This is a genomic window from Salipiger sp. H15 (assembly GCF_040409955.1).
In the GTDB taxonomy this organism is placed as follows: Bacteria; Pseudomonadota; Alphaproteobacteria; order Rhodobacterales; family Rhodobacteraceae; genus Salipiger.
This window is the reverse complement of sequence record NZ_CP123389.1, coordinates 194,921-221,646: the sequence shown is the minus strand read 5'-3', so window position 1 is coordinate 221,646 and position 26,726 is coordinate 194,921. Positions and strand designations below refer to the sequence as shown.

Below are 26,726 nucleotides of genomic sequence, written 5' to 3'. Positions count from 1 at the left end.
GTCGCGCTCCGTGAGACGCAGGTTCCTGCCCTCGCTCGGCTCCTTCGCGACCTTCGAGGTGGCGGCCAAGCACCTCTCCTTCACCCAGGCCGCGACCGAGCTCAACGTGACGCAGGCGGCGATCAGCCAGCAGATCCGCGCGCTCGAGAAGGGGCTCGGCGCACGGCTCTTCCACCGCCAGCACAACGCGCTCGAACTGACGCAGGAGGGGCGCACGCTGCTGGCGGCGGTGACCCTCGGGCTCGACGCGCTGGCCGATGCCGCGGCACGGGTCGGCCAGTCCGCCGACGAGAGCACGATCACCTGCGCGGGCACCAATGCCGCCATCACCTTCTGGTTCCGCCCCATGGCCGCGCGATTTCGCCAGAGCCACCCCGGCACCCGCTTCGTGCTGCTCTCCTCGGACGAGAACGACACGCTCTCGAATTTCGAGGAGGTGGACATGGCGCTGATCTGCGGCAACGACCGCAGGCCGCCGGGCGAGGACATGATCCCGCTCTTCCGCGAGACCGTCACCCCGGTCTGCGCGCCCTCCTACCTCGAGCGCTTCGGCACGCTCGCCAGTCCCGACGACCTGCAGAACGCCGGCCTCATGGAGCTCCACCGCATGCACTGGGCCAGCGAGGCGATCGCCTGGTATCCGCTGAGCTGGGACGACTGGTTCCGCGAGCACCTGCCCGAGGCCGAGCCGCCACGCCCGATCCTGACCACCAACAACTACGCGACGCTGACCGAGGCGGCGCTCGACGGCGAGGGCATCATGCTGGGCTGGCACCACCTCGTCGAGGACCTGGTCCAGCAGGGCCGGCTGGTGCGGCTCTTCGACGAGACCCTCGACAGCGGCCGGGTCTACTACCTGAAGCGCAACCCCGCGCGCCTCGACACACCGCATGTCGCGGCCTTCACCCAGATGCTCTTCGAGACGTGGCGCGTTTCCTGAGATTCACCGACGAGGAAGATTTTCGCGGCGTTTCATCTCGGATCGAGCAATCAGGAGCGACAAAGCCACAACGGCCAAGCCCTGAGAACGGTGCGCAAAAGAGCAAGGCATCGTTCTTTCCTCAAGCCGGATTATGGCTTGGGACCCGCCGTTCAAGAGCCCGCCCCGTGCCCGTTCGGAACGCCGAGAACTTGCCGGATCGCGTCTTCGCATCGGTCCCTGTTCCGTGGCTCGGGACACAGGAGCGAAAAGGCAGAGGCCTCGCGGTCAATGAGCGCCAGCGCGATCAGGCAGCGCATCTCGTCCTCCAATGCAAAGAGCCCGCACAGGGGCGACCGGCAGCGATGGCGCTCGATGAACCCGTGCATGTCTTCCGGCGAGGGCCAGATCGCGGGCCTCGCTGTCGCCGCGAAGGGCAGCATCCGTACCGCCGCAGGGGCGTCCTGCTGTCGCACCGGGCGCAATATCAACCCGCAAGCCTCGAGACGCGGCGGGTTCAGCAGGTGCCATTGCCCGGCGGTCATCACGTAGTCATGGCAGTCCTGCGCGGCGTGCGTCGCCTGAAAGAACATCCTGCGGGAGGCAGGTGCCCGCGCGAACCCCGTCACCGCCAGCACCCCGGCCGAGGACTGGTTGTCCCGGCGACAGGTGGCGATCAGCGGCGGGGCAAGGGTAGCCGCGAAATGGCAGGAGATCGCCGCGCGCAAGACGCGCTGCATGAGCCCCCTGCCCCGCTGCGCGGGCTCGAGCCAGAACCAGACCGAGGCACCGAGCCCAAGACATCCGGCAACATCTCCGCCGCACTCGATGATCCGGACACGCTGCGCCGGGTCCATCGCGTGGCGCCAGAAGACCTCCGCATCCGACTGCAGGAACGGGTGCGGCACGGCCGCCAGCCACCGGGCGGTCTCGAGCGCCCCGAGCTGCTGGCTGACGGCGGGCAGATCGCTGCGCGTCATCGGCCTGAGGCAGAAATCTCCTTGCTCCAGACGCTGCGGGTATCGATCCATCTTCGGCCTGCCCATCGGAAAGGACCCCAGCATGCGGGACGGAGGCGGATCAAGGCAAGCCTCGCGATTCGTCATTCTGCCCTGCGGCGAAAAAAGCTGCGCTGCAGCGAAGATTTAATCGAAACAAAGCGTTACACAGGGTTTCCCGCGACCGTAAGGGAACTTTACGGATCCCCCTCCGACCTCGCCCGAAGGCGGGAAAAACCGCCCGGCCATGGCGGATTTCTTTGTGGCCCCCCGCGGCCGCGCTAGCATGTGCAGACCTTGACCGACCGCACACTCGAGGGAGGGAGGCGCCGGTGTTCAACGCTGCAATAGACCGCCGCCGGGATAGGAGGGCGCGCCGATGACAGGTCAGCCGCGCTCGATCCCGGACATTCTCTCCGCCCGGCTGTGCACCATTCAATCCATCGCCTCGGCGAACGCCGAACACCTGCGCCTGAGCCAGTTGGCCGGGGGAATGATGGTGCTCGACATGAAGGACGAAGCCGACGGGACCACCAGCACGCAACGCGACGAGGCGCGCGGGCAGGTCTACGCGGCCCTGCAGGCCACCATTGACGCGATCCGCGAGCTCGAACTGCAGCTTGCCGATCTGGACAGGGAATTGGAGGCCGCCGTGGCCCGCGAGGAAGAGTAGATGACACATCATGGAACTCCGCAGGGAGCACTGTCGCTTTTCGATCTGATCGGCCGGGCGTGGGATCTCGGCTGCCCGGTTGCGCAACTCGTCTTCAACGCATCCCAGACCGCCGTCGCGGCGCCCTGTTCGGACGGCTCGGTCCGCTTCCTGCCGGTGGCGGATTCCGAACATCCCGAAACGCGGATGCGGGTCGAGTTCGACACCGGACGCATGAGCATCCGCCCCCGGAAGAACGGCCTGCCCGCGGCGTTCGGCACCGGCGAGCCCGTTGTCAGGGAGGAGCCCGGCATGTGCCGCCTCGGTACGGAGGGGTTTGCGGCCATCGGCCTCGACGGCGGGCTCTGGCGCGCCACCGCGCGCGGTCAGTTCCTGCGGATCGCGCAGGGCAGTCCCGCACCCTTCGATGCCCTCTGTGACCTGCCCGGCGAAGGCGGTCTGGCCGCGGTGCAGGGAAGCGAGCTGAAGATATTCGGCCCGGATGGCGCCGCCTTGCCGGGCTCGGTCCCGCTCGCGCACGGCGTCCGGCGCCTGCGCCTGTCTCCCGACGGCCGGACGCTGGCCTGCTGGCGCCCCGGGTCGCTGACGCTGGTCGACCTTGCTACCGCCGCGGTCGTCGCCACGGTTGAGGGCGAAGGCGATCTCCTCGACCTGGCATGGTCGCCGGACGGACGCTGGATCGCCGGCGGGTGCCGCGAGAAGGCACTGCTTCTCTACGATACGCAGGCCCGCCAAGCCGACCGCATCGTCGATTTCCCGGCGCCGGTTGGCCAGGTCGCCTTCAGCGCTCCGGCGCGGGCGCTGATCGCCTCGGGCGCCTTCAGGACGGTGGGCTGGCGGCTGCCAGACCTTCCCTTCGGCGATCACGGGGGGGAGGCGATCGAAACCGGTCGCGCGGGTCTCACCCTCGTCGAGGCCGTCGCGGCGCATCCCGCCCGCGATCTTTGCGCGGTGGGCTATGCAAACGGCCTCGTCACCCTCAGCCGCATCGGCCAGCGCGACGAGATGATGCTGCGCGAAGGCACCGGCCGTGCGGTGACCGCGCTGTCCTGGTCCGCGGATGGCAGCCACCTGGCCCTGGGCAGCGATGATGGCACGGCCGCCATCGTGACCTTCCCCAAATCGATGTTCAAATGAGACCGCATTCGGGAGGAGACCCAATGAACGCGACACTCACCGCCGAGGAACTGAGCAAGGACAGGTACTTCCAGAGCCTCGCCAAGATCGCCGAAGAGATGGTCGAGGATCATGGCAAGGACTTCGCCACCGGCGCGCTGATCCTTGCCGCCCGCTGGATCGCCGAGAACCGCTTCGGGCGGCAGGAGGATCCGCGGCACTAGCGGCGCAGGGCTAGTGCCGCTTCGGCCCGCCGGACGCGCGGGCCGGAGCGGGGGAGGCGAGGCTCTGGATCTGATTGACAAGGATGCCGCTCAGCGGGGCGGCAAGCGGCGCAAGGCTGCGCGCGCCGCCGTCGTCGTCCAAGGCGGCGATGCCGGCCGCCGCGAGGATGTCGGTCAGTTCGGGCTTCAGGAGCTGCGCAAAGGCGCAGAGTTCATGCAGTCTGAAGGTCGCGAAATGAAGGCTGTCGTCGTTCAGCAGGATCTGGCCATCCCGACGCCCGGGCGTATCCGTCCGCAGCGCGTTGCTGTGCACCGCCGCCCCCAGTGTGGTCAGGACGCTGCGCCGCCATTTCGCGTAGTCGGTGTCGTCGGAATGGTCGATGCCCACCGAATAGAGCCGCTCGGAAATCGCGCGGAACGCCCGGCCTCCGGCGATATGCCGTCGCCAGAAATCGCTGGCGCTGTCGGGCGTGCGGCACTGGGCGAAATTCTCGGCGAGCCGGGCGCGGATCAGCAGGACCAGGGCCATGTCCGCGTCCTCGGAGATCGATCGGGCGATCTGCATCGCCGGCATCGGCAGGTCGGTGAGCGCAAGCAACCGCAGCGCCGAGAGCTGTTCGATCAACCGGGCGGAGACCCCAGCCAGCCCGTACCACTGCGCCCCGGAAAGGCCGGGGACCGAGTGGCGATGGCCCGCGGCCGTCGCGGCGTGAAAGGCCCTGGCCCAGATCACGCCCTGGTCGAAGAGAAACACCAGGTCGACCTGCGCGCTCGTGGCCGAGCCGTCGACGCGCGGCAGCGCACGGAAGCCGGGCAGGCTGCGCAGGCTGTGCCGCCAGACACCGTGGAAATCCAGGCCCCGCGCGGACCAGAGCTGGCTCACCCGCGCCAGAAGCTGCGGCGACACTCCGGGATAGGACAGGTCGGGCGGCGCGCTTTCCAGGGGAATGACACCGTCCACGGGATTTCGATCGCTCATGGCGCAACATCACGGATAGGGATCGCGAGAAGGATAGACCGGTCTTTCGGCCGCAGGCCAGCGCTTTGTGGGGGGCGTTGCTGATGTCCGCCGGGCTTCGTCTCGATGCGCGGCAGACGCAGACCTTCAAGGTCAGCCAACTCATCGGCGTGCTGCAGATGTCGGCGGACGAGCTCGACGAGCATCTGGCCGATGCGGGGCGCGACAACCCGATGCTGCTGGTGCGCTCTTCGCGGCAGGCGGCGCGCGTCTCGGGCAGCATTTCCGGCATCATCGAGGACACCACCGCCGATGCCGCGAGCAGCCTCTACGACCACGTCATGCGCGAGCTTGGCACGCTGCTCCTGCACGAGGGGCCCGTGCGCCGCGTCGTTCTCGCGCTGATCGAGGACCTGGAGCCCTCCGGCTGGCTGGGACGGCCCTTGTCCCTGATCGCCCAAGATCTCGGCCTCGGCGAGCCGACCCTGCTGGCCGCGCTGGCGCTGGTGCAGAAGAAGGTCTCTCCCGCCGGGCTCTTTGCGCGTGACCTCGCGGACTGCCTGCGGCTGCAACTCGTCGAGCGCGATCTCTGGACGGCCGAGATGGCGCGCGTCGTCGCGAACCTTGGCGCGATGGAGCGCGGCGGCGTTCAGGGCGTGGCAGAGGCCGCAGCGCTGCCGCCTGCCCGGGTCACGGCGTGCCTCTCGGCGATCCGGCGCTGCGATCCGAAACCCGGCGCGGCCTTTGCCTGCGATCCCACGCTGGCGCGCGAGCCGGACGTGCGCGTGACGTGGGAGCGGGGCGGCTGGAGCGTCGAACTGCCCCTGGCCGGGCACCGCGACATTCGCGTGGCCCCCCTCGCGGCCGGGCAACCCTGCCGCGGCCTGCGCGAGGCCCGGATGCGGGCAAGGGCGCTGAAACACGCGCTCGACCTGCGGCGCTCGGCGCAGGAGAGGGTCGTCCGCGCGCTGGTCGACCGGCAGGGCGACTTCTTCCGCGACGGCCCCGGCGCGCTCTGCCCGCTGACCATGGCGGAGATTGCCGCTGCAACCGGCTTCAACCCCAGCACGGTGAGCCGCGTCCTCAACGGACTGCTGATCGAGGGCCCGAACGGCATGTTCGAGGCAAGGGCACTCTGCGCCGGGGCCGCGTCAACCGGCGCAGGCCCCTCGAAACCCCGGGTCCTGACCCGCATCCGCGCCTTGCTGCGGTCCGAGGATCCCGCCGCGCCGCTGACCGACGAGTGCCTTGCCGGGATGCTGGAGGCCGAGGGTCTCGCTGTGTCCCGGCGGGTGGTCGCCAAGTACCGGCAGGAGCTTGGCTTGCCGCCTGCTCACAAGCGGCGGCAGCGTCCCTGACAGCGCCTCCGGCGGTCGCCGAGGCCTTTCCACCGATCTTGTCACGCGGATCTCGGCACGCAGGGAACTGCGGTCCGCGTGAGCGTTTTGAGAGTGTAATGCTGACCTGTTGGGCGGTTTGTAAAGCTCCGCAGGCGAAACCGTAACGAAACCGTAAAGATTTGCGACAGCGTCCGCGCGCCTCGGGACCGACCCGGACAGCCGCGCGCGGAAATCATCAGGGTCCCAAGATTTTTAATCAAAATATTTCAATTACTTAAACTACTTCCCTGTCTCCCGACCCTCATTTCCCCCCGTTCTGGAACGGGCCGTGCAGGAAGAACCGCACAAGACAGCTTGCGGTCGTCCAGACGGGAGGCCGCCAAAGAACGAAGGACAGGGAGACGGGATCCGTCGCCGTTGCCGAGGGCCGGCCCAGACCGGGCAGGCAGGGCAACCGGGGCGGGCACGTGAGGCTTCTCAACCTTTGCCGGAACCGGCGTCCCGGATGACGTGGGCGCTCTATCGCAACGGCGAAAGCCGCCAATCGCGGCCGGGTCCCCGGTCGCAGAGCTCCGAGGAGGCTCATGGCATGACTTTGACGCTCAACAAGATCACGTCTCAGCGCGGGATTTCGGTCGGGGAGGCCACCAAGAAGATTTCCGATCTCGGGTGGAACCCCACCTTTGTTCAGGAAGCCAACACCTTCCCCACCGACTACAAGATCTCGAAGGCGCCGCGCGACCCGATGAAGCAGGTCCTGCGCTCCTACTTCCCGATGCAGGAAGAGAAGGACAACCGGGTCTACGGCGCGCTCGATGCCGCCCTGCGCGGCGACATGTTCCGCAACGTGGAACCGCGCTGGGTCGAGTGGATGAAGCTCTTCCTGGCGATCATCCCCTTCCCCGAGATTTCCGCAGCCCGCTCGATGGCCATGGTCGCCCGCCTGGCCCCCGGCGAGGATCTGCGCACCGGCTTCACCATGCAGATGGTCGACGAGTTCCGCCATTCCACGATCCAGATGAACCTGAAGAAGTGGTACATGGAGAACTACATCGACCCCGCCGGGTTCGACATCACCGAGGAAGCCTTCGGCAAGTGCTATGCCACCACCATCGGGCGGCAGTTCGGCGAGGGCTTCATCACCGGCGACACCATGACCGCCGCCTGCATGTACCTGACCGTGGTCGCGGAAACCGCCTTCACCAACACGCTCTTCGTCGCCATGCCCTCCGAGGCGGCGCGCAACGGTGACTATGCGCTGCCGACCGTGTTCCTGTCGGTGCAGTCCGACGAGAGCCGGCACATTGGCAACGGCCACTCGATGCTGATGGCCGCGCTGAAGGAGCCCGAGAACCACCTGCTGCTGGAACGCGACCTGCGCTACGCCTTCTGGCAGAACCACGCGATCGTCGACGCGGCCATCGGCACGTTCATCGAATACGGCACCACCAACCGCGACAAGGACAAGGAATCCTACGCGGAGATGTGGCACCGCTGGATCTTCGAGGACTACTACCGCACCTACATGCTGCCGCTCGAGAAATACGGCGTGAAGGTACACCACGACGACGTGCAGGAAGCCTGGAAGCGCATCACCGAGAAGAACTACGTCCACAAGGTCGCCCAGTTCTTCGCCGTCGGCTGGCCGGTGAACTTCTGGCGGATCGAGGCGCAGACCGACAAGGACTTCGAATGGTTCGAGCACAAGTACCCGGGCTGGTACGCCGAGTTCGGCGATTTCTGGAAATGGTACGGGAAGCTCTCGAAGCCGGGTGAGAAGGTGATCACCTTCAACGAGGAGACCGGCTACGTCTACCCGCACCGCTGCTGGTCCTGCCTCGTGCCCTGCCTCATCCGCGAGGACATGGTGATCGACCAGATCGACGGCCAGTGGCACACCTTCGCCCACGAGCTCGACCGCTGGACCGCCGTCGAGGCCTTTGCCGACGAGTACCAGGGCCGGCCGACGCCGGCGATGGGCAAGTTCTCGGGCAAGCGCGAATGGGAGACGGTCTACGACGGCTGGGATCTCGCCGACGCCATCGTCGATCTGAACTTCGTGCGTGACGACGGCCAGACGCTGGTGCCGCAGCCGCACCTGCGCTTCGACGACAAGGACATGTGGAAGCTCGAGCACGTCCGCGGCCACACGCTGCGCTCGCCGCTCAACATGCTGCGCGCCATGTCCGACGCCGACCGCGACGCCCATGTCGCCGAGTACCGCAAGGGCTTCACCATCAATCCTTGCAACTGAGCGATGCGGGGAGGCCGCCCACCGGCCTCCCCACCGGTCCGCGCCGGGAAAACGCGGCCACACCAGGGAGAAGACAGACATGGCGGACATCCATACCGTCCGATTGGAGCCGGTAGGCGTCGAGTTCGAGGTCGAAGAGGGCGAGACCGTCCTCGACGCGGCGTTCCGACAGGGCATCGCGCTGCCGCACGGCTGCAAGGAGGGTCAGTGCTCGGCCTGCAAATGCGTCCAGCTCGAGGGCGAGACCGAGATGCTCAAATACTCGACCTTCGCGCTGAACGACAGCGAGAAGGAGACCGGCCACGTCCTGATGTGCCGGACCCTCGTCTGGAGCGACGTCGAGATCGAGCTGCTGAACTACGACGAGGAGGTGCTCTCCAAGTCCATTCCGGTGAAGCAGTTCTCCGGCAAGATCGTCGATTTCCAGAAGCTGACCCATGACATCCGGGGCGTCCAGATCGAGCTGGATGCGCCTTTGAAATTCTGGGCGGGCCAATATGTCGACATCTCCGTCAGGACCGAAGAGGGGGAGACGATTACACGCTCGTTCTCCATGGCAAATCCGCCGAGCGAAACCCAGAAACTCTCGTTCATCATCAAGAAATACCCCGACGGACGGTTCTCGAACGAGCTCGACAACGGCGGTATCCGCGCCGGAGCCGACGTCTCGGTGCGAGGCCCCTACGGAATGTGCTTCCGACGGGAAGAGCGAGACGGACCCATGATCCTCGTCGGCGCGGGCTCTGGCATGTCGCCGGTCTGGTCGATCCTCAGGGACCAGGTGGTCAGCGGCGAGACCCGGCCGGTCTACTTCTTCTACGGCGCGCGCACTCAGACCGACCTCTTCAAGCTCGACGAGATCGGCGCGTTGACGGCAGCGAACCCCAACGTCGAGTTCATCCCCGTCCTCAGCCACGAGGCCGAGGGCAACGGCTGGGCGGGAGAGCGCGGCTTCGTCCACGAATGCGTGGACCGGCGGCTCAGGGCGCTGGGGATCGAGGGCGAGGGCGACGTCTACGCCTGCGGCCCGCCGCCGATGATCGACGCGCTGCAGCCGGTGCTCTTCATGCACGACTTCGACTCCGATCGCATCTTCTTCGACCGCTTCACCACCACTTCTGGTTCTTCGGGCCACTGAGACCGGCCCGAACGCTAGTGGATTGAAAAAACCAAAGGAAAGGGAGGCTACAATGGTAGCAACATCAAGCTCGGTTGGATCCGGGGCGGCCGGTGCCGCCACCTTCGTCGGCTCGAAGAGCCGCAGGTACAACTACTTCGAGCCGCGCGGCAAGCGGGCAACGCATTACGAGGACGTCACCGTCGACGTGCAGCCCGATCCCGAACGCTACCTGATCCAGAACTGGATCATCGAGTTCGAGAACGGCAAGGGCGGCGGCGCCTACCAGAAGACCAACACCAAGGCGCAGTCCTCGAACTGGCATGCCTTCCGCGCCCCGGACCAGGAATGGGAGCGCACCCACTACCAGCGCCAGTCGCGGATCGAGACGATGGTGCAGAACGTCATCGCCAACGCGCGCAAGGCGGGGGCTCCGGCCGCCTTCGACAAGGTCTGGACGACCATCCTGCAGAAGCACCTCGGCGCGTGGAAACATGCCGAGTTCGGTCTGGGCACCTCGCTCATGCAGGCGCAGCGCTACGGCTACACCCAGATGATCAACAACGCCACGCTGACCAACTCTTCCTACAAGATGCGGCTGGCGCAGGACATCACGCTCTACCTCGCCGAGATCGGCATGGACATCGAGGGCTGGGACGACACGCTGGGCAAAAAGGCCTGGCTGGAAGACCCTATCTGGCAGCCGACCCGCGAGGCGGTCGAGACGATCATGGGCTGCGAGGACTACCTCGAGCAGTATTTCGCCATCAACATCGTCTTCGAGCCCCTCGTGGGCGAGCTGGTCCGCTCCGGCTTCTTCATGCAGGCGGCGGCGGCGAACAACGACTTCATCACGCCCCCGGTGATCTCGGCGGCGGAGGCCGACTACGAGCGCAACCTCGCCAACACGGTGGACCTGATCTACCTGCTGGCAAACGATCCCGAGTTCGGCGCCCAGAACAAGGCGCTGTTCCAGACCTGGATCACCAGGCATGGCGCGCTTGCCGACAAGGCCGCCGCCGCGCTCCAGCCGATCTGGTCGCAACCCCATTCCAAGCCGGTCTCCTTCGAGGACGTCAAGGCGGTGTCGCACGAGCGCATCGGCCAGATCCTCGGCGAACTCGGCCTCAGCCGCTAACGACAGCAGGGAGGAGACACACCATGTCGACAGCCGCACGCGACGCCTCGAAGAGCAACATCTTCAAGTCGATGAAGGACATCACCTTCGAACAGACGATCTCGCACCAATGCGGGGTCACGATGAACGACAGCGTCGAGGCCCGCGCCATCGCCGAGTTCATGGAGGAGCAGGACCCGAACGTCACCGTCACCTACAACCCGGCCACCATCCGGATCGACGGCGAGGGCAAGCTGATCTTCAAGATGGACGAGATCAGCGAATACCTCGGGCGCGACATGACCGCCGAGATCTTCGAGGTCAACACCTCCACCCACTACGGGCGGATGGTCCGCGTCGACGACAACACCGTGATCCTCTTCGGGGACATGGACGAGGTCATGGAATACATCTGACCGGTTTCCCCGGCACGCCGGGGCCGGTCCGCCGGCCCCCTCTTTCCAGCAGTTCCATTCAGACAGCGAGATCAGGGAGGACACCATGTACAAGACGCCCGAGGGAAAAGAGGTCTTCATTCTGGACGGCCACACCCACTTCTGGGACGGCAGCCCCGAGAACCAGTCCAACATCCACGGCAAGCAGTTCATCGACTGCTTCTACGCCTACCACGCGAACCTCAGCCCCAGGGACCAGCTCTGGGCAAAGGCGAAGTTCGAGAAATACACCGCCGACGACATCTACCGCGACCTCTTCATCGACGGGCCGGACGACATGGCGATCATCCAGTCCACCTACCTGTCGGATTTCTACAAGAACGGCTTCTCCTCGATCGAACGCAGCTCGACCATGGCGGCGCGCCATCCCGAGCGCTTCATCGTGAACGGCACCTTCGATCCGCGCGACGGCGAGAAGGCGCTGGAATACATCCACTACATGAAGGAGGAGTTCGATATCACCGGCGTGAAGATGTACACGGCCGAGTGGAACGGCGCCTCGAAGGGCTGGGCGCTCAACGATCCGCAGGCCTACAAGTGCTTCGAGCTCTGCGAAAAGCTCGGGATCAGGAACATCCACGTCCACAAGGGCCCGACGATCATCCCGCTGTCGAAGGACGCCTTCGACGTGCATGACGTGGACTATGCCGCCACCGATTTCCAGAACCTCAACTGGATCATCGAGCATTGCGGCCTGCCGCGGCTCGACGATTTCTGCTGGATCGCCGTGCAGGAGACCAACGTCTACGGCGGGCTCGCGGTCGCCCTGCCCTTCATCCACACCCGGCCCCGCTACTTTGCCGAGGTGCTGGCCGAGCTGCTGTTCTGGGTCGGCGAGGACAAGCTGCTCTTCGGTTCGGACTACGCGATCTGGACGCCGCAATGGCTGGTCGAGCGGTTCTGGAACTTCCAGATCCCCGACGACATCGCCGAGGAACGCGGCGTGCAGCTGACCGACGCGATCAAGGAAAAGATCCTCGGCCTCAACGCGGCGCGCCTCTACGGCATCGACGTCGAGGCCAAGAAGAAGCAGCTCGCCGGCGCCCCGGTGCAGCTGGCCGCGGAGTAAGGGCGATGATGACGGACATCATCAGGGCCGATCTCGAGACCGACGTCTGGGAACGCCTCGAGAGGGTGACCGATCCCGAGCTCGACGAACCCGTCACCGAGATGGGCTTCGTCGAGCGCGTGGAGGTCATCGACGCGCGGCGGGTGGAGGTCGATTTCCGGCTTCCCACCTACTGGTGCTCGCCCAACTTCGCCTTCCTCATGGCCTTCGGCATCCGGCGCGAGATCGACGCCATGCCCTGGGTCCGCGAGGCGCGGGTGACGCTGCGGGACCATTGCTTCGGCGACGAGGTCAACGCGGGCGTCAACAGCGGCCGGCCCTTCTCGGAGGTGTTTTCCGAGTATTGCAACGGCGCCGACCTTGCCGAGGTCACCGCGACCTTCCTGGCAAAGGCCTATGACCGGCGGCAGGAAAGCGTGCTTCTGGCGCTGCGCCGGCGCGGGCTGGCGGCGGGCGATCTTGTCGGCATGTCGCTGCGGGCGTTCGACCGGGTCACCTTCGACACCGCCGAGGAGGCACGCCAGGCGGCGCGCTACCGCGACCTTCTGGTGAGCCGGGGTCTGGTGCGCGGCCCGGAGGATCCGGCCTTCCCGACCTGGGACGGGCGGCCCATCGCCGAAGACGCATTTCCCGCCCACCTCGACCGCCTGCGCGGCACGAGGATCAACATGGAGTTCAACGGCGCACTGTGCCGAGGCCTGGCCTCGGTCCGCTACAAGGAGGTGAGGGTCGCCGAGGACGGCCCCACGCTCGTGGACTTCCTGCTGGACCGGGTGCCGCCCCGGCACGAGGCGGCGGCCCGCAAGTAACCGACGAAGAGAAGAGTTTTGGGAGGACACCGGCGCGCTTGCCCCGGTGATGGAGGAAGACATGGCTAAGCTGCTTGTACATGGAAAATTCGCCCGCAAGGCGCTGGCGCGCGGCGTCGCGCGGCTGGCGGCCGCGGTGGAACCGACGCTCGGCCCGAAGGGGCTGAACGCCATGGTGGACCGCCCCGTCGGCACGCCGCTCATCACCCGCGACGGGGTGAGCATCGCGTCCGAGATCGAACTCACCGACCGCTTCGAGAACATGGGCGCGCAGGTCGTGCGCGAGGTCTCGATGCAGACCAACGAGGTCGCGGGCGACGGCACCACCACCGCCATCGTGCTGGCCAATGCGCTGATCCAGCGCGAGGTCGCGTTGACCGACAATGGCGTGAAGCCGGTGGACCTCTGCAAGGGCATCGACATGGCGGTGGCGCGCATCATCAACGCCATCGACGAAAGCTCGCGCGACTGCGCGACGCACCCCGAGTATCTCGCGGCGGTGGCCCGGGTCTCGGCGACGGATCCCGAGCTTGGCGACCTCGTGGCCGAAGCCTTCCGCCGGGTCGGCCGGGAGGGCGTCATCACCGCCGAGTTCGGCGTCACGATCGAGACGACCATGGACGTGATGGAGGGCATGTCCTTCGAGCGCGGCTACATCTCGCACCACATGGTGACGGACCGCGAGCACATGGAGGCGGTCCTTCGCAACCCGCTCATCCTGATGACGGACCAGAAGATCCTGCAGCCCTCGACGCTGGACGGCGCGATCTCCATCGCCGAGGGCGAAGGCCGCTCGCTGCTGATCATCGCCGAGGAAATCGCGCCCGAGGTGGTGATCCGCCTGCTCGAGGGCGGCGGCGCGGGCAGGTTCCTGATCGTGCACCCGCCCGAATATGGCCACTGGCGCACCGCGATGATGGACGATCTTGCCATCATCACCGGCGGCGAGGTGCTGTCGCGCGATCTTGGCAAGAAGATCGAGAACGTCACCCGCGCCCAGCTTGGCGGAGCCGAGATGGTCCGCGCCACGGCCTCTGCCACCAGCGTCCTGCGCGGCGCGGGCGATCCGCAGGCCGTGGCGGCCCGGCGCAACCAGGTGCAGCGCATGTACGAGGTCGCCCCGCCGAACATCGAACAGGACAAGCTGCACGACCGGCTCGCCAAGCTCTCGGGTGGCAGCGCCATCCTCTACGCGGGCGGCTTCACCCCGGTCGAGCAGAAGCGCAAGATCCAGCTGATCGAGGACGCGCTCTGCGCCGTGCGCGCCGCCGCCGAGGATGGCGTCGTGGCGGGCGGGGGCACGGCGCTCGCGCAGGCCGCGCCGGTCCTCGACAACCTCGCCGCCATCGGGGACATCGGCAAGGGCATCGCTCTTGTCCGCTCGGTGCTGACCCAGCCGCTGCGCCGCATCGCGACCAACGCCGGGGCCGATGCCGAGCAGGTGGTGGACGCGGTGACCTCGAGCGCCGCGGGGCATGGCTACGACGCCGCGACCGGCAGCTACGGCGACATGTTCGCGGCGGGGATCATCGACCCGGCCCGCGTGGCGGCCTCGGCACTGGTCAACGCGGCCTCGGTCGCGACCCTGATCCTCACCACCGAGACGCTGGTCGCCGATCTCGCCGAGGGCGAGGCGGATCCGACCGAGGGCCCCGCCCGCGGCGGCGGCGCCGAGCTTCTCGGCCGTCCCTGACCCCCTTCCCGCCGCGCTCGAAGAACGCTGGCGGCCCGTCACCCCACCAGGAGCCACACCATGAAGGCTGCGAGACTTTACGAATACGACCCCGCGATGAACGTCGAGCTCAAGATCGAGGATGTGCCGCCACCGACAATCACGGCGCCCAACGAGGTGATCGTGAAGGTCGGCGCCGCGGGCCTCTGCCGCACCGACCTGCACATCATCGAAGGTGTCTGGAAGGACATCATGGACGGCAGCGGCACGCTCCTGCCCTATATCCTCGGGCACGAGAACGCCGGCTGGATCGAGGACGTGGGCAGCGCCGTGACCTCGGTCAAGCCGGGCGACGCGGTCATCGTTCACCCGCACCGAAGCTGCGGCATCTGCCTCAACTGCCGCTACGGGCACGACATGTACTGCGAGCATGGCCTCTTTCCGGGGCTCGGGCTCGACGGCGGCTTTGCCGAGTATTTCAAGACCTCCGAAAGCTCGGTGATCAAGCTCAACACCGGCATAACCCCGCTCGACGTCGCGCCGATGGCCGACGCCGGGATCACCGCCTACCGGGCGGCGAAGAAGGCGGCAAAGCTCACCTATCCCGGCGCCTGGACCGTGCTTCTCGGCATCGGCGGCCTCGGCCACATCGCGCTGCAATGTCTCAAGCACATGAGCGGCGGGCGGGTCATCGCGGTCGACCGGGAACCGGCGGCGCAGGTGCTTGCCAAGGAGCTTGGGGCGGACGTGGTGCTCGACGGCGGGCCGGACCTGATCCAGCAGGTCAAGGACATCACCGGCGGCGGCGCGCATGTGGTGATCGACTTCGTCGGCGAGCTCGGGGTCGAGAACATCTGCTGGAAGCTGCTCCGGCAGGGCGGCGAGCTGATCGTCGTGGGCTACGGCGCCAAGATCGAGATCCCGACGCTCGAGTTCGTGGTGAACGAGATCAAGATCGGCGGCAGCCTCGTCGGCGACTACATCGAGCTGGTCGAGCTGATGGAGCTGAACGCCGACGGCAAGGTCAAGATGCACCAGACCGAATACAAGCTCGCCAACATCAACCAGGCCATCGACGACTTCAAGCACCGGCGCTTCACCGGGCGGGGCGTCATCGTCCCCTGACGGAGCCCGAAGGCACAGCGGCGCGCGGCCGGTCCCGCCCTCCGGCCGTGCGCCCGCGCCAGAACGGCGCCTGCACCGAAACCGACACGAGACACGAGGGAGACAAGACATGGACGGAAACAAGATCGCCGCGGAAGGGCGATGCCCGGTCATGCACCGCGCCACCAATGTTGCCGGACAGGGCAACCGGGAATGGTGGCCCAACCAGCTGAACCTTGCGATCCTGCACCAGAACGCGCCGGCCTCGGACCCGATGCCCGACGGCTTCGTCTATGCCGAGGCGTTCAGGGCGCTCGATCTCGACGCGGTCAAGGCCGACCTCACCGCGCTGATGACCGACAGCCAGCCGTGGTGGCCCGCCGACTACGGCCATTACGGGCCGTTCTTCATCCGCATGGCGTGGCACAGCGCCGGCACCTACCGCACGGCGGACGGGCGCGGCGGCGCGTCCTCGGGCACGCAGCGCTTTGCGCCGCTGAACTCCTGGCCGGACAACGGCAACCTCGACAAGGCGCGCCGCCTGCTGTGGCCGGTGAAGGCGAAATACGGCAATGCGCTCAGCTGGGCGGACCTGATGATCCTTGCCGGCAATGTCGCGATCGAGAGCATGGGCGGGCGCACCTTCGGCTTCGGCGGCGGGCGCGAGGATGTCTGGGCCCCCGAGGAGGACATCTACTGGGGCGCCGAGACCGAGTGGCTGGGGGACGCGCGCTACTCGGGTGACCGCGAGCTGGCCGCGCCGCTGGCCGCGGTGCAGATGGGGCTCATCTACGTCAATCCCGAGGGGCCGAACGGCACGCCCGACCCGATCGCCTCGGGCCGCGACATCCGCGAGACCTTTGCCCGCATGGCGATGAACGACGAGGAGACCGTAGCGCTCGTGGCGGGCGGGCACACCTTCGGCAAGGCACATGGCGCCGGTGATCCCGCCCTCGTCGGCGCCGAGCCCGAGGGCGCGCCGATCGAGGCCATGGGGCTCGGCTGGCAGAACCGTCACCTCTCGGGCATGGGCGTCGACACCACCACCTCCGGCATCGAGGGCGCCTGGACCGCGCATCCGACGCGCTGGGACATGGGCTATTTCGACGTACTTTTCGGCTACGACTGGGAGCTCACGAAATCTCCGGCCGGGGCGCACATCTGGCACGCGAAGGAGCTGAAGGAGGCCGACCACGCGCCCGAGGTGGACGGCTCGGGCAAGCGCGTGCCGATCATGATGACCACCGCCGACATGGCCATGCGGCTGGACCCGGTCTACGGGCCGATCTCCCGGCGGTTCCACGAGAACCCCGATGCGTTCGCCGAGGCCTTCGCCCGCGCCTGGTTCAAGCTCACCCACCGCGACATGGGGCCGAAGGTCCGCTATCTCGGCAAGGAGGTCCCGGCCGAAGAGCTGATCTGGCAGGACCCCGTCCCGCCGGTTGACCACCCCTTGATCGACGCGGGCGACGTCGCCGCGCTCAAGACGCAGATCCTGCAATCCGGGCTGACCACGGCCGAGCTGGTGCTGACCGCCTGGGCCTCGGCCTCGACCTTCCGCGGCTCGGACAAGCGCGGCGGGGCAAATGGCGCCCGCCTGCGCCTCGCGCCGCAGAACCACTGGGAGGTGAACGAACCCGACATGCTGGCAAGGGTTCTCGCACGGCTCGAAGCCATTCAGGCCACGTTCAACGCGGCTGCCGCGGGCGGTAAGAAGGTCTCGCTGGCGGACCTCATCGTGCTCGCCGGCAACGCGGCCATCGAGGCCGCGGCCAGCGCCGGCGGCCATGCCGTCAGCGTTTCCTTCGCCCCGGGGCGCACCGACGCGCGCCCCGAACAGACCGACGCCGAGTCCTTTGCACCGATGGAGCCCGCAGCCGACGGCTTCCGCAACTACGAGGCGCGTGGACAGGCCGTCCCGGCAGAGGTGATGCTGGTCGACAAGGCGCAGCTTCTCGGGCTCGGCGCGCCCGAGATGACCGCGCTGCTGGGCGGGATGCGGGCGCTGGGAGCCGTGCACGGCGGCACCGGACACGGGGTGCTGACGCAGCGGCCGGGCACGCTCGGCCCCGACTTCTTCACCTCGGTCCTCGACATGGGAACGGTCTGGACTCCCGGCGACGACGAGCGCCTCTTCACCGGGCGCGACCGGGCGACCGGGGCGGTCAGGTGGACGGCCACGCGCGCCGACCTCGTCTTCGGCTCGAACTCGCAGCTTCGGGCTTTGGCCGAGGTTTATGCCAGCCCTGCCAACGAGAGCCTCTTCGTGCAGGATTTCGTCCGCGCATGGGCCAAGGTCATGGAGGCCGACCGGTTCGATCTTGCCCGAACCGGGCTCTGAAAATGAACCGTGGGGGGATGCGCAGGAGCCCGGTTCGCCGCGCGGACGCACCCCTCCACACTCCGTCGAATGGCCAATGGAACAAGGCGCGACCGCGACCAAAGACGCACCAGACCGCGACAAAATGTCGTAGCCTTGTTTCGGCCGACCTGATAACTTTCTGCTCGGGAGGAAGACAATTGGATATTTTTTCGAAGCGCGAAGGCCCGCGTCTCGAAGACGTTCGTGCGCGCAAGCTTCTTTCAGAAAATGCCGGGACAATCCGCAGGCTTGCCGACCAGATCAGCAACGGGGGTTTCACGCGGATGCGCCAGGAGGAGGCGCGGCGCAGGGACCAGCCCACGCCGGACGGTCTGCTCATTCACGACCTGAAGGCGCCCGTGCGCGACGACCGGCCCGAGCCCTACGTGAAGGTCAGCCTGAACAACCGGGTTGTCCTCGCGGACAGGGCGAGCGGGCGACAACTGCAGATGCTGGGCGAGATCCGGGGCAATTTCATCTCCCGGCGCCTTGTCCTGGCGACGCGCGAAAACGGCTTTCTTTCTCCCATAGACGACGAGATACGTGCCGCTATTGGCCACCTCGAAGGTGCCGAAATATCCCGGGACTTCTCCGAAGACGACCTGGCAAGGGCGCTGACGGAACACCTGGGGTTAGGGAAGGCCGAGTTCGATGGGCAGGGCGGCGAGGACGGATAACGCCAACAACAGAACGTGAAATTGCCCCAGACCATGTCGCGAGCGAGCTACTTCAAAGCAAGCAATGAAAAGGGCCGAATTCCGGAGGGAGAGCCGGTGTATTCGGAACGTGAAACACGGGCGGCGTGGGAAAGCTTTGTCGCCGCCGTAAGTCAGCCCGAGGGGGCGCCGCCACAGGTGCGGCGCGAGATCCTCGCTTCGTGGCAGCGCAGCCTCGAGCTGGGCGTGGACGCCGGCATCCAGCGCTCGCGCAAGATCACCGACGAGAACGAGATGTTCCTCCGGCGCGAGCGCAATGCGGCGCTCCGTCAGGCAGCCTCGGCGGCGTTCCGGCGGCTCGAACCGCATCTGCGCGAGGCGCGGACCATACTGATCCTTGCCGACGACCAGGGCATCATCATCGACGCCATCGGCGACGAGATGGTGCTGGACGAAGGCCAGGACATCCACCTCGAGATCGGCGGCGACTGGACCGAGAAGGCCGTAGGGACCAATGGCATCGGCACCGCGCTCAAGACCGGCACCCCGACTTATGTTCATGCGGCGGAACATTTTGCCGAGGGCGTGCAGGCATGGACCTGCGCCGGAGTGCCGATCCGCGACCCGTTCAGCCAGTCGGTCATCGGCGTCGTGGATCTTTCCGGCCCGCCGCACATATTCCGCCAGCACAACATCGCGCTCGTGCTCGCCGCCGCGCGCGAGATCGAGATCGCGCTGGCCGAGCAGCAGCGGCTGGAGCGCACGCAGCTTCTCGAGGCCTTCCTGCTCTCGGATTACAGCCGCATGGACAACAGCGTCCTGCTTCTCGATTGCAGCGGGCGCATTCTCTTCCGAAAGGGGCTCGACGAGCCCACCCACCGGCCGATCGCGGATCTCGCCGTCGGCTACAAGCTGCTGCCGCAGCTGAGCAGCATCTCGGAAAAGGACCTGCAGAAATTCCTGCCGCCGAGCATCGAGGCGCAGGCGCTGGAGATGCTGTCCTCCGAGGGAGTCTCGCGCGGCGCCGCGCTCTTTCTCAAGAGCCAGCGGACCTCCGGCGCGCTGATCTCCGAGGCGCGCAGGCTCAAGCCGCGGCGCAACGTCTCGGAGCGCCATATCGACATCGTCGGCACGTCGCCCGCCATGCTCGAGGCCATCGAGCTTGCCGAGCGCGCCGCGCGGGCCAATGTCTCGGTGCTGATCCAGGGCGAGACCGGGGTCGGAAAGGAACTCTTCGCGCGGCTCATCCACAGCCGGATGTCCGGGGACGAGACGCCCTACGTGCCGGTCAACTGCGCCGCCATCTCGAACGAGCTGATCGGCGCGGAACTCTTCGGCTATGTCGAGGGCGCCTTCACCGGCGCCGCGCGTGGCGGGCGGGCCGGAAAGTTCGAACAGGCGGACGGCGGCGTTCTCTGCCTCGACGAGATCGGGGACATGCCGATCGAGCTGCAGCCCTACCTTCTGCGCGCGCTGGAGCAGCGGGCCATTTATCGGATGGGCGACAGCCAGCGACGCCCCGTCGACGTGCGCCTCGTGGCCATGACCAACCGGGATCTTCGCCGGGAGATCGAGCGTGGCACGTTCCGCCGGGATCTCTTCTACCGCATCAGCGTCGTGTCCATCGAGGTCCCGCCCCTTCGGCAACGCGGCGACGACCTCCTGACGCTGATCGAACATTTCTCGACGCTCTGCGCCGAGGAGCTCGGGCGCCCGAAACTTGCCTTCAGCCAGGAGGCGCTGCTGCGTCTTGCCGCCTACCAGTGGCCCGGCAACGTCCGCGAGCTGCGCAACGTGGTGCAACGGGTGCATCTCGTCGGATCGGGGAATGTCGTCCGGGTCAAGGATCTTCCACCGGAAATCCAGGAGGATTTCGAGGATCACGACGCCGATGGCCTCGGCACCATTCTCAAGGGCAATTACGGCGACCTGGAAAGCATCGAGGCAAACGCGATCCGCAGGACGCTGGTCGCCGAGAACGGCAACCTGACCAAGGCCGCCTCCGTCCTCGGGATTTCGCGCCCGACGCTGTACCGGAAGATGAAGCAGTACCATATCGAAAGGACCTGATCCTTCCGGTGCGCCGCTGATACGGTCGTCATGTCCCGGATGGGTCTGCCTCTTTGCCCTGAATGCCGGCGTCCGGTCGTCGGAAGTGGACGCAAATCCCGAGCCGTGGCCTTTCGCTTCTTCCGGGCCGGGATGCAGGCCTTCGACGCCTTGCCTTTCGGACCTGCCCTGACCCACCCGGCATCATGGCCACGGACGCCGAGAAGCCTGCGCTTGGCGCAGGCCGCTCAGCAGGCCCTCGCGCGCCAGTCACGTCGCTGACCTCGCCCGCCGCCCGGAGACCTCCGAATGTCCGGGCGTTCTGCGACGGGCACCTAGCGCGCACCCCCTCAGCCAACCACCACCCGGAACCCGTTGCCGCGCCAGAAGCCGTTCGGCTCGAGGCTGCCGCGGTAGATGCCGTTGGCCTTGAGCCGCCCCGACGAGAAGCAGCCGCCGCGCAGCACCCGGCGGACGTCGGGGGCGGCGTCGAGCGCCTCGCGCCCGTCATCGGCCCAGGGGAAGGCGAAGCCGGGCGCGGTCATGTCGCTGCCCCAGAGCGTCGTGCACCATTCCCAGGCCTGCCCGGCCATGTCGAGGCAGCCGAAGGGCGAGGCGCCCTCGGGGAAGAGGCCGACCGTGCAGATGTCGTTGAAACCGGTTTCCTCGTCATTGGCGTGTTCCGGCGCCCACTCCCGTCCCCAGGGATAGGCCAGCCCCCCGGCACCGCGCGCCGCGGCTTCCCATTCGCGCTCGGTCGGCAGGCGCACGGTCTCGCCCGCGGCGATGCGGCCCTCGGCGCGCCAGCCCTCGGTGAGCCAGGCGCAATAGGCGCGGGCGTCGTGCCAGGTGAGGTCGGTGGCCGGGTGGCTCGCCCGCTCCGGCGCGCGGCCATTGGCCGAGAGCCAGTCCCGTCCGGTGGCCTCGACGAACCGCAGGTAGGCGCCGCAGGTGACCGGGTAGGCGCCGATGCGGAAGGCGGGCAGCGTGACGGAATGCGAGGGGGCGGAGTTCGGGTGCAGGTCGCCGCCCATCTCGTAGCCCCCGGCGGGCACCTCCACGAGCGTGTCGAGCGCGCGAGGATCGCCGAGCCGGGCCAGCGCCGCCCCGGCGCGGCGGCGCAACGCGGGCGCCGCCCCACCGGCCCCGATGGCCCGGGCGAGCGCGGCGGCGATGACCGGCGCCTCGGCGCCTCCGGCCGGGGTGAGATCGGCGGCGGCGAGCAGCAGCGGCAGCGGACCGGCCGCGGCCAGCGCGGCGGCGAGCGGCGCATCCGCGCCCCGCTGGGCCACCAGCAGGCGCAGCGGTCCCGCCCAGCGGTCCGGCTCCAGCGCGGCGCGGCCCGCGATCGCGGCGGGCGGCAGCGCGTCCAGCGCGGCGGCGTCGCGCGCCTCCTGCAGCCAGTCCTCGGCCACCGGGAGCGCCGCGGCCTCGGGCAGCGACAGCGCCCGGCCCTCGGCGAGCGAGAGCGCCCAGAGACCGGGCTCGACCCAAGTCTCAGTGCAGGGGTCACGCTCCCCGGCCAGTGCCGCCGCGCGTTCGGGCGCAGGCAGGGGCAGGAGCGCATGGGCGCGCAGATCGGGGTGCAGGCGGATGCTCTCGAGCGCGCCGCTCTCGCAGAGGATCAGCAGCCGCGCTCCGGGGGTATCCGCGAGCCAGCCCATGGCCTCCTGCACGAGCGCCGAAGCGTCCGCCTCGCGCTCGAGCCCGTCGAGGACCAGCAGCACCGGGCCCTCGGAGGTGCGGGCCTCGGCCAGCGCCGCACTGCCCTGCCCCGGCGCGGAGAGCACTGGCAGCGGCGCGCCCGCCTCCCAGACCTGCGGCAGCGAGAGCCCCTCGGGATTGCGGATCGCCGGGCGGCAGAGCGCCTCGGGGGCGCCATCGTGATCCCTGGTGCGCTGATCCGTCAGCGCGGCGCAGAGGAACCGGGCCAGCGTGGTCTTGCCGCCGCCGCGCGGCGCGTGCAGCAGCTGCGCGCGGTGCATCGAGACCATCTCGGGCGCGGTGAACTGCACCGCCACCTCGGGCTCGGCGCCCTCGGCAAAGGCCCGCAGGCCCTTGGCGGCGCGGTCCTCGTGGGTGAAACCGACGAGGCGGGGCAGGATCGGACGTGCGGTCATTTGAAGAGCTTTGCCACGTCCGGGTTGTGGAAACGCTGGATCTCGATGGCGTAGCCCGCCGGATCCTCGAAGAAGAAATGCTCGCAATAGGTGCCGCGCAGGATCTCCGAGAGCCCCGTGACGCCCGCCTCTGTCATCTTCGCGTGCCAGCCCGGCACGTCCTCGGACACGACGGTGAGCAGCGCCGCGCTTTGCGGCTGGTGCCTGAGGTGCCCCTTGTTGCCGTCGACGATGCCGAAATAGGCGTTGCCAGCGATGCGGTAGATCCGCGCCAGCCCCTGGTCGAGCACCAGCTCGAAGCCCAGAACCTCCTCGTAGAAGGGGGCCACCGCGTGGATGTCCTCGTAGTAGTAGAAGGTGATCGCGCATTCCTTGAGCATGATCGGGGTCCTTTCCTGTCTGTCTGTCGGCGGGCGGCGCTCAGGCGATGCGCAGGATGCCCTTGTGATCGAGGCTCAGCCCCCGCAGCGCGGGATCATGCGCAAGGCAGAGCACGGGGTGGAAGAGATAGGCCCAGGGCGGCGCCTCATGCAGGCGGCGCAGCAGGCCGCCATAGGCCCCGGCGCGGGCCGCGGTGTCGGTCAGGTGGCGCGCAGCATCGAAGCCGGCATCGACCTCGGGATCGCTCACGCCCTGCCACCAGACCGCGCGGCTGAGCCCGGAGATCTTGTCGTCGAGCACCCGGAAGCTGCTGTGCGGCGAGCTGTCGAAGATGGCGGCGTCGCCCATCCGTTTCTCACCGATGTCGCGGGCGTATTGCGGACGGTCCTCGGCGATCTCGACGCGGGTCTCGAAACCGACGGCATTCCACGCCTCGGCCATGAAGCGCGCGACCTCGGGGGCACGCTCGGGCATGTAGGTCGGGCTGCGCAGCACCACCTCGCGCGGGCCCTGCGAAAGCGCCAGCACGCGCCGCGCCTCGTCAGGGTCGAAGCGCAGCGGCGAGAGCCCCGCTTCGGCATGGCCGAAGTGCCAGGGGCTGACGATAGTGTCCGACGGAACCGCGAGCCCGCCCATCACCTCGCCGGCCAGCCGGGCGCGGTCGAGCGCGAGGTTGGCGGCGAGCCGCGCGTGCGGGTCGGCGAAGGCACCGGAAAAGCCGTTGAGGTAGGCCATGACCGAGAGCGTGCTGGTCTGCTCCTGCCAGCCGAAGCCGTCGATGCCGCGCCGCGAGACCTCGAGCCGCTCCATGTGGGTCGCGGCCTGCACCTCGCCCGCGCGCAGCGCGGCGAGCCGGTCCTCGGCATGGGGCATGGCGACGAAACGCAGCCGCCGCGCATCGGCGCGCCGGTGCAGCAGCACCTCGCGGCCGGCGGTGAAGGCCTCCACCTGCCAGGGCCCGGTGCCGATCACCGGGCGTCCCTCGGCGTCCATCCTCGGCAGGTAGAACTCCGAGAGGATTTCGGGCAGGTCGGGGAAGGGTTTCGGCGTCTCGATGGTCAGCACCTGCCCCTCGGCACTGATCCCTGCGCCGGCAAGGTAGCGGGCGTAGGACCAGGGCATGCCGAACATGTCGCGCGAGTCGAGGATGCGGGTGATGAACTCGGCCGCGTGCTCGGCGCGCACCGGCGTACCGTCGTGAAAAGCCTTGCCGGCGGGGATGCGCAGGCTCCAGCGGCAGCCGCTGGCATCCAGCGCCCATTCGGCGAAGAGGCCGGGGCGGATCTCGCCATCCTGCCAGCGCAGCATCGGCTCGAGCACCAGCGACTTCAGTGTCAGCACGCTGCAATCGTCGGTCACCCGGTCGGGCGGCAGGAAGTCGATCTTCTCGAGCGCGATGGTCGGGACGGAAGGAAGGCTCATCCGATCTGGCTCCGGCGGCGGGGGTTGAACCAGTCGGCCAGCGCGTCGCCGATCAGGTTGAAGGAGAGCACCGCCAGCAGGATGGCGAAGCCCGGGCCGAGCGCGGTCCAGGGGCTGGAGCGCGCGAAGGCGAGGTTGGCCGAGACGTCGGCGCCCCATTCCGGCATCGGCGGCTGCGCCCCGAGGCCGAGAAAGCCGAGGCTGGCGGTCTGCAGGATGGCGCTGCCGACGTTGAGCGAGGCCTGCACCAGCAGCGGGCCGATGGCGTTGACCAGCACGTAGCGCAGCAGGATCCGCCGCTGCGGCAGGCCGAGCGCATGGGCCGCGTCGACGTAGAGCCGCGACGAGACCGCCAGCGCCTGGCTGCGGGCCACCCGGGCGAACTGCGGCGCCATGGTGATGGCGACCGCGACCATGGCGTTCTCGAGGCTCGGCCCGAAGGCGGCGGCGAGCGCGATGGCCAGCACCAGCGCCGGGAAGGAGAGCATGGCATCGACGATGCGCATGATCACCGTGTCGAGCCAGCCGCCGGTGAAGCCCGCGATCACCCCGAAGAACACGCCGATGACAAAGGCGATGCCCACCACGAGGATGCCGATGGCCAGCGTGTAACGCCCGCCGTGCACCAGCCGCGAGAGCATGTCGCGCCCGAAGCTGTCGGTCCCGAGCCAGTGGCCCGGCCCCGGCGGCAGCAGCTTGGCGCCCATGTCGATGGCGGTCGGCGATTGCACCAGCAGCGGCCCGACGAGCACCGCCAGCAGCAGCGCCCCGAGGATGCCCGCGCCGACCATGGCGAGCGTGTTGCGGCGCAGGAAATGGATGAGGTCTTTCATGGCGGCGCCCCCGTCAGCGCATCTTGCGGCGGACGCGCGGGTCCAGCACGGCATAGAGGATGTCGACCAGCAGCGAGGTCAGCATGAAGAGCAGCGCGAAGACCAGCGTCGCGCCCTGGATCACCGGGTAGTCGCGGTTGCGGATCGCCTCGAACATGAACCGCCCGATGCCGGGCCAGCTGAAGATCGTCTCGGTCAGGATCGCGCCGCCCAGCATCTCGGCGAACTTGAGGCCGACCACGGTGATCGCGGGCAGCAGCGAGGTGCGCAGTGCGTGGCCGTAGATCACCTCGCGCCGGCTCAGCCCCTTGGCGCGGGCGGTGCGCACGTAATCCTCGCCCAGCGTCTCGAGCATGGTGGCGCGCACGAAGCGGCCGAGCGTGGCGGCAAGGAAGGCGGCCAGCACGGTGACCGGCAGGATCATGTGCAGCAGCGCGCTCTGCACCGCGCCCTCCTCGCCCGAGAGCCAGCCGTCGATGATGGCGAAGCCCGTGACGTTGTCGATGAAGAGATAGCTCGACATCCGCCCCGAAACCGGCAGCCAGCCGAGCCATGTGGCGAAGATCAGCTGAAGCAGCAGCGCCAGCAGGAAGGCGGGCATCGACACGCCGGTCAGCGACAGGATGCGCACCCCGTGATCGAAGCCCGAGTTCGGCCGGGTCGCCGAGAGCACGCCGATCGGCGTGCCGACGAGGATGGCGACGAGCACGGCGGCGATCGAGATCTCCAGCGTCGCGGGCAGGCGCAGCAGGATCTCGCCCAGCACCGGCTGCCCCGATTTCAGCGAGACGCCAAGGTCGCCCTGCGCCAGCCCGGCCACGTAGTGCCAGAGCTGCAGCAGCGCGGGCTCGTCAAGGTTGAGCTGCGCGCGCAGCGCGGCGATCTGGCTGTCGGTGGCGCCGGGTCCGAGAAGGGTGGTGGCCGGATCGCCGGGGATCAGCCGCACCAGCGAGAACACGATCACCAGCACCAGCGCGAGAACGGGGATGAGCGACAGCAGGCGCCGCACGAGGAAGGCAAACATCGGTGGGTCCGGTCAGAGAGGGGGGCACCGGCCCGGACGGCGGGGTCCGGGCCG

General features: G+C 68.1%; 23 protein-coding genes. 16 read left to right on the top strand and 7 right to left on the bottom strand.

From position 1 onward, the window contains the following. The first annotated feature begins 10 nt into the window (after nucleotides 1-10). On the top strand, nucleotides 11-940 hold the full coding sequence (locus PVT71_RS28365; protein ID WP_353476700.1) for a LysR substrate-binding domain-containing protein: 930 nt from the start codon (nucleotides 11-13) through the stop codon (nucleotides 938-940). A 152-nt stretch (nucleotides 941-1,092) separates the two neighbouring features. Here PVT71_RS28365 and PVT71_RS28360 read toward each other — a convergent pair whose 3' ends face one another. Next, the gene (locus PVT71_RS28360) at nucleotides 1,093-2,025 is read right to left on the bottom strand and encodes a GNAT family protein (RefSeq protein WP_353476699.1); all 933 of its coding nucleotides are present in this window, start codon (nucleotides 2,023-2,025) and stop codon (nucleotides 1,093-1,095) included. 271 nt (nucleotides 2,026-2,296) lie between these two features. Here PVT71_RS28360 and PVT71_RS28355 point away from each other — a divergent pair, with 271 nt between their 5' ends. From PVT71_RS28355 to PVT71_RS28345, 3 genes are read left to right on the top strand one after another with little or no spacing between them, the layout of a single operon-like run. Next, entirely contained in the window at nucleotides 2,297-2,590 is a 294-nt protein-coding gene (locus tag PVT71_RS28355) for a hypothetical protein (RefSeq protein WP_353476698.1), read from the top strand. Continuing rightward, entirely contained in the window at nucleotides 2,591-3,727 is a 1,137-nt protein-coding gene (locus PVT71_RS28350) for a hypothetical protein (protein WP_353476697.1), read from the top strand. Nucleotides 3,728-3,750: 23 nt separating this feature from the next. Beyond that, nucleotides 3,751-3,930 (top strand): hypothetical protein, encoded by a 180-nt coding sequence (locus PVT71_RS28345; protein ID WP_353476696.1) that lies wholly within the window; start codon nucleotides 3,751-3,753, stop codon nucleotides 3,928-3,930. Nucleotides 3,931-3,940: 10 nt separating this feature from the next. Here the strand turns inward: PVT71_RS28345 and PVT71_RS28340 are convergent, their stop codons facing one another. Beyond that, nucleotides 3,941-4,909: a hypothetical protein gene (locus PVT71_RS28340; protein WP_353476695.1), complete on the bottom strand. Its 969-nt coding sequence runs from the start codon at nucleotides 4,907-4,909 to the stop codon at nucleotides 3,941-3,943. Between the two features lie 83 nt (nucleotides 4,910-4,992). On the opposite strand from PVT71_RS28340, the gene PVT71_RS28335 reads away from it, so the two are divergent. The 12 genes from PVT71_RS28335 (at nucleotide 4,993) to PVT71_RS28280 (ending at nucleotide 20,913) form a co-directional block, all read left to right on the top strand. Continuing rightward, on the top strand, nucleotides 4,993-6,246 hold the full coding sequence (locus PVT71_RS28335) for an RNA polymerase subunit sigma-54 (RefSeq protein ID WP_353476694.1): 1,254 nt from the start codon (nucleotides 4,993-4,995) through the stop codon (nucleotides 6,244-6,246). 571 nt (nucleotides 6,247-6,817) lie between these two features. Continuing rightward, a complete protein-coding gene (locus tag PVT71_RS28330; protein WP_353476693.1) occupies nucleotides 6,818-8,482 on the top strand; it encodes an aromatic/alkene/methane monooxygenase hydroxylase/oxygenase subunit alpha in 1,665 nt (554 codons plus the stop codon). A gap of 79 nt (nucleotides 8,483-8,561) precedes the next feature. Then, nucleotides 8,562-9,620: a 2Fe-2S iron-sulfur cluster binding domain-containing protein gene (locus PVT71_RS28325; RefSeq protein ID WP_353476692.1), complete on the top strand. Its 1,059-nt coding sequence runs from the start codon at nucleotides 8,562-8,564 to the stop codon at nucleotides 9,618-9,620. Between the two features lie 52 nt (nucleotides 9,621-9,672). After that, nucleotides 9,673-10,737: an aromatic/alkene monooxygenase hydroxylase subunit beta gene (locus tag PVT71_RS28320; RefSeq protein ID WP_353476691.1), complete on the top strand. Its 1,065-nt coding sequence runs from the start codon at nucleotides 9,673-9,675 to the stop codon at nucleotides 10,735-10,737. A gap of 23 nt (nucleotides 10,738-10,760) precedes the next feature. Continuing rightward, nucleotides 10,761-11,132 (top strand): MmoB/DmpM family protein, encoded by a 372-nt coding sequence (locus tag PVT71_RS28315; RefSeq protein ID WP_353476690.1) that lies wholly within the window; start codon nucleotides 10,761-10,763, stop codon nucleotides 11,130-11,132. An 85-nt stretch (nucleotides 11,133-11,217) separates the two neighbouring features. Beyond that, nucleotides 11,218-12,240, top strand: coding sequence for an amidohydrolase family protein (locus tag PVT71_RS28310; protein WP_353476689.1), 1,023 nt, complete (start codon nucleotides 11,218-11,220; stop codon nucleotides 12,238-12,240). A gap of 5 nt (nucleotides 12,241-12,245) precedes the next feature. After that, nucleotides 12,246-13,049: an iron-sulfur cluster assembly protein gene (locus tag PVT71_RS28305; RefSeq protein WP_353476688.1), complete on the top strand. Its 804-nt coding sequence runs from the start codon at nucleotides 12,246-12,248 to the stop codon at nucleotides 13,047-13,049. Nucleotides 13,050-13,110: 61 nt separating this feature from the next. Next, the gene (locus PVT71_RS28300) at nucleotides 13,111-14,742 is read left to right on the top strand and encodes a molecular chaperone GroEL (RefSeq protein ID WP_353476687.1); all 1,632 of its coding nucleotides are present in this window, start codon (nucleotides 13,111-13,113) and stop codon (nucleotides 14,740-14,742) included. Between the two features lie 60 nt (nucleotides 14,743-14,802). Continuing rightward, on the top strand, nucleotides 14,803-15,846 hold the full coding sequence (locus PVT71_RS28295) for an NAD(P)-dependent alcohol dehydrogenase (RefSeq protein WP_353476686.1): 1,044 nt from the start codon (nucleotides 14,803-14,805) through the stop codon (nucleotides 15,844-15,846). Between the two features lie 109 nt (nucleotides 15,847-15,955). After that, on the top strand, nucleotides 15,956-18,166 hold the full coding sequence (katG, locus tag PVT71_RS28290) for a catalase/peroxidase HPI (protein ID WP_353476685.1): 2,211 nt from the start codon (nucleotides 15,956-15,958) through the stop codon (nucleotides 18,164-18,166). A 179-nt stretch (nucleotides 18,167-18,345) separates the two neighbouring features. Continuing rightward, nucleotides 18,346-18,864 carry a hypothetical protein gene (locus PVT71_RS28285; RefSeq protein WP_353476684.1) on the top strand — a complete coding sequence of 173 codons (519 nt, stop codon included), beginning with the start codon at nucleotides 18,346-18,348 and terminating at the stop codon, nucleotides 18,862-18,864. A gap of 96 nt (nucleotides 18,865-18,960) precedes the next feature. Continuing rightward, nucleotides 18,961-20,913 carry a sigma-54-dependent Fis family transcriptional regulator gene (locus PVT71_RS28280; RefSeq protein ID WP_353476683.1) on the top strand — a complete coding sequence of 651 codons (1,953 nt, stop codon included), beginning with the start codon at nucleotides 18,961-18,963 and terminating at the stop codon, nucleotides 20,911-20,913. 329 nt (nucleotides 20,914-21,242) lie between these two features. Here PVT71_RS28280 and PVT71_RS28275 read toward each other — a convergent pair whose 3' ends face one another. The 5 genes from PVT71_RS28275 to PVT71_RS28255 are packed head-to-tail and all read right to left on the bottom strand — an operon-like array spanning nucleotide 21,243 to nucleotide 26,672. After that, nucleotides 21,243-23,012, bottom strand: coding sequence for an SUMF1/EgtB/PvdO family nonheme iron enzyme (locus tag PVT71_RS28275; protein WP_353476682.1), 1,770 nt, complete (start codon nucleotides 23,010-23,012; stop codon nucleotides 21,243-21,245). After that, nucleotides 23,009-23,392 carry a VOC family protein gene (locus PVT71_RS28270; protein WP_353476681.1) on the bottom strand — a complete coding sequence of 128 codons (384 nt, stop codon included), beginning with the start codon at nucleotides 23,390-23,392 and terminating at the stop codon, nucleotides 23,009-23,011. Before PVT71_RS28270 ends, PVT71_RS28275 begins: the two co-directional genes overlap by 4 nt. Before the next feature lie 40 nt (nucleotides 23,393-23,432). After that, on the bottom strand, nucleotides 23,433-24,815 hold the full coding sequence (locus PVT71_RS28265) for an ABC transporter substrate-binding protein (protein ID WP_353476680.1): 1,383 nt from the start codon (nucleotides 24,813-24,815) through the stop codon (nucleotides 23,433-23,435). After that, nucleotides 24,812-25,648, bottom strand: coding sequence for an ABC transporter permease (locus PVT71_RS28260; protein WP_353476679.1), 837 nt, complete (start codon nucleotides 25,646-25,648; stop codon nucleotides 24,812-24,814). The genes PVT71_RS28265 and PVT71_RS28260 overlap by 4 nt, the downstream gene beginning before the upstream one ends. 13 nt (nucleotides 25,649-25,661) lie before the next feature. After that, complete coding sequence (locus PVT71_RS28255; RefSeq protein ID WP_353476678.1) at nucleotides 25,662-26,672, bottom strand: ABC transporter permease; 1,011 nt, start codon at nucleotides 26,670-26,672, stop codon at nucleotides 25,662-25,664. Nucleotides 26,673-26,726: the final 54 nt, after the last annotated feature.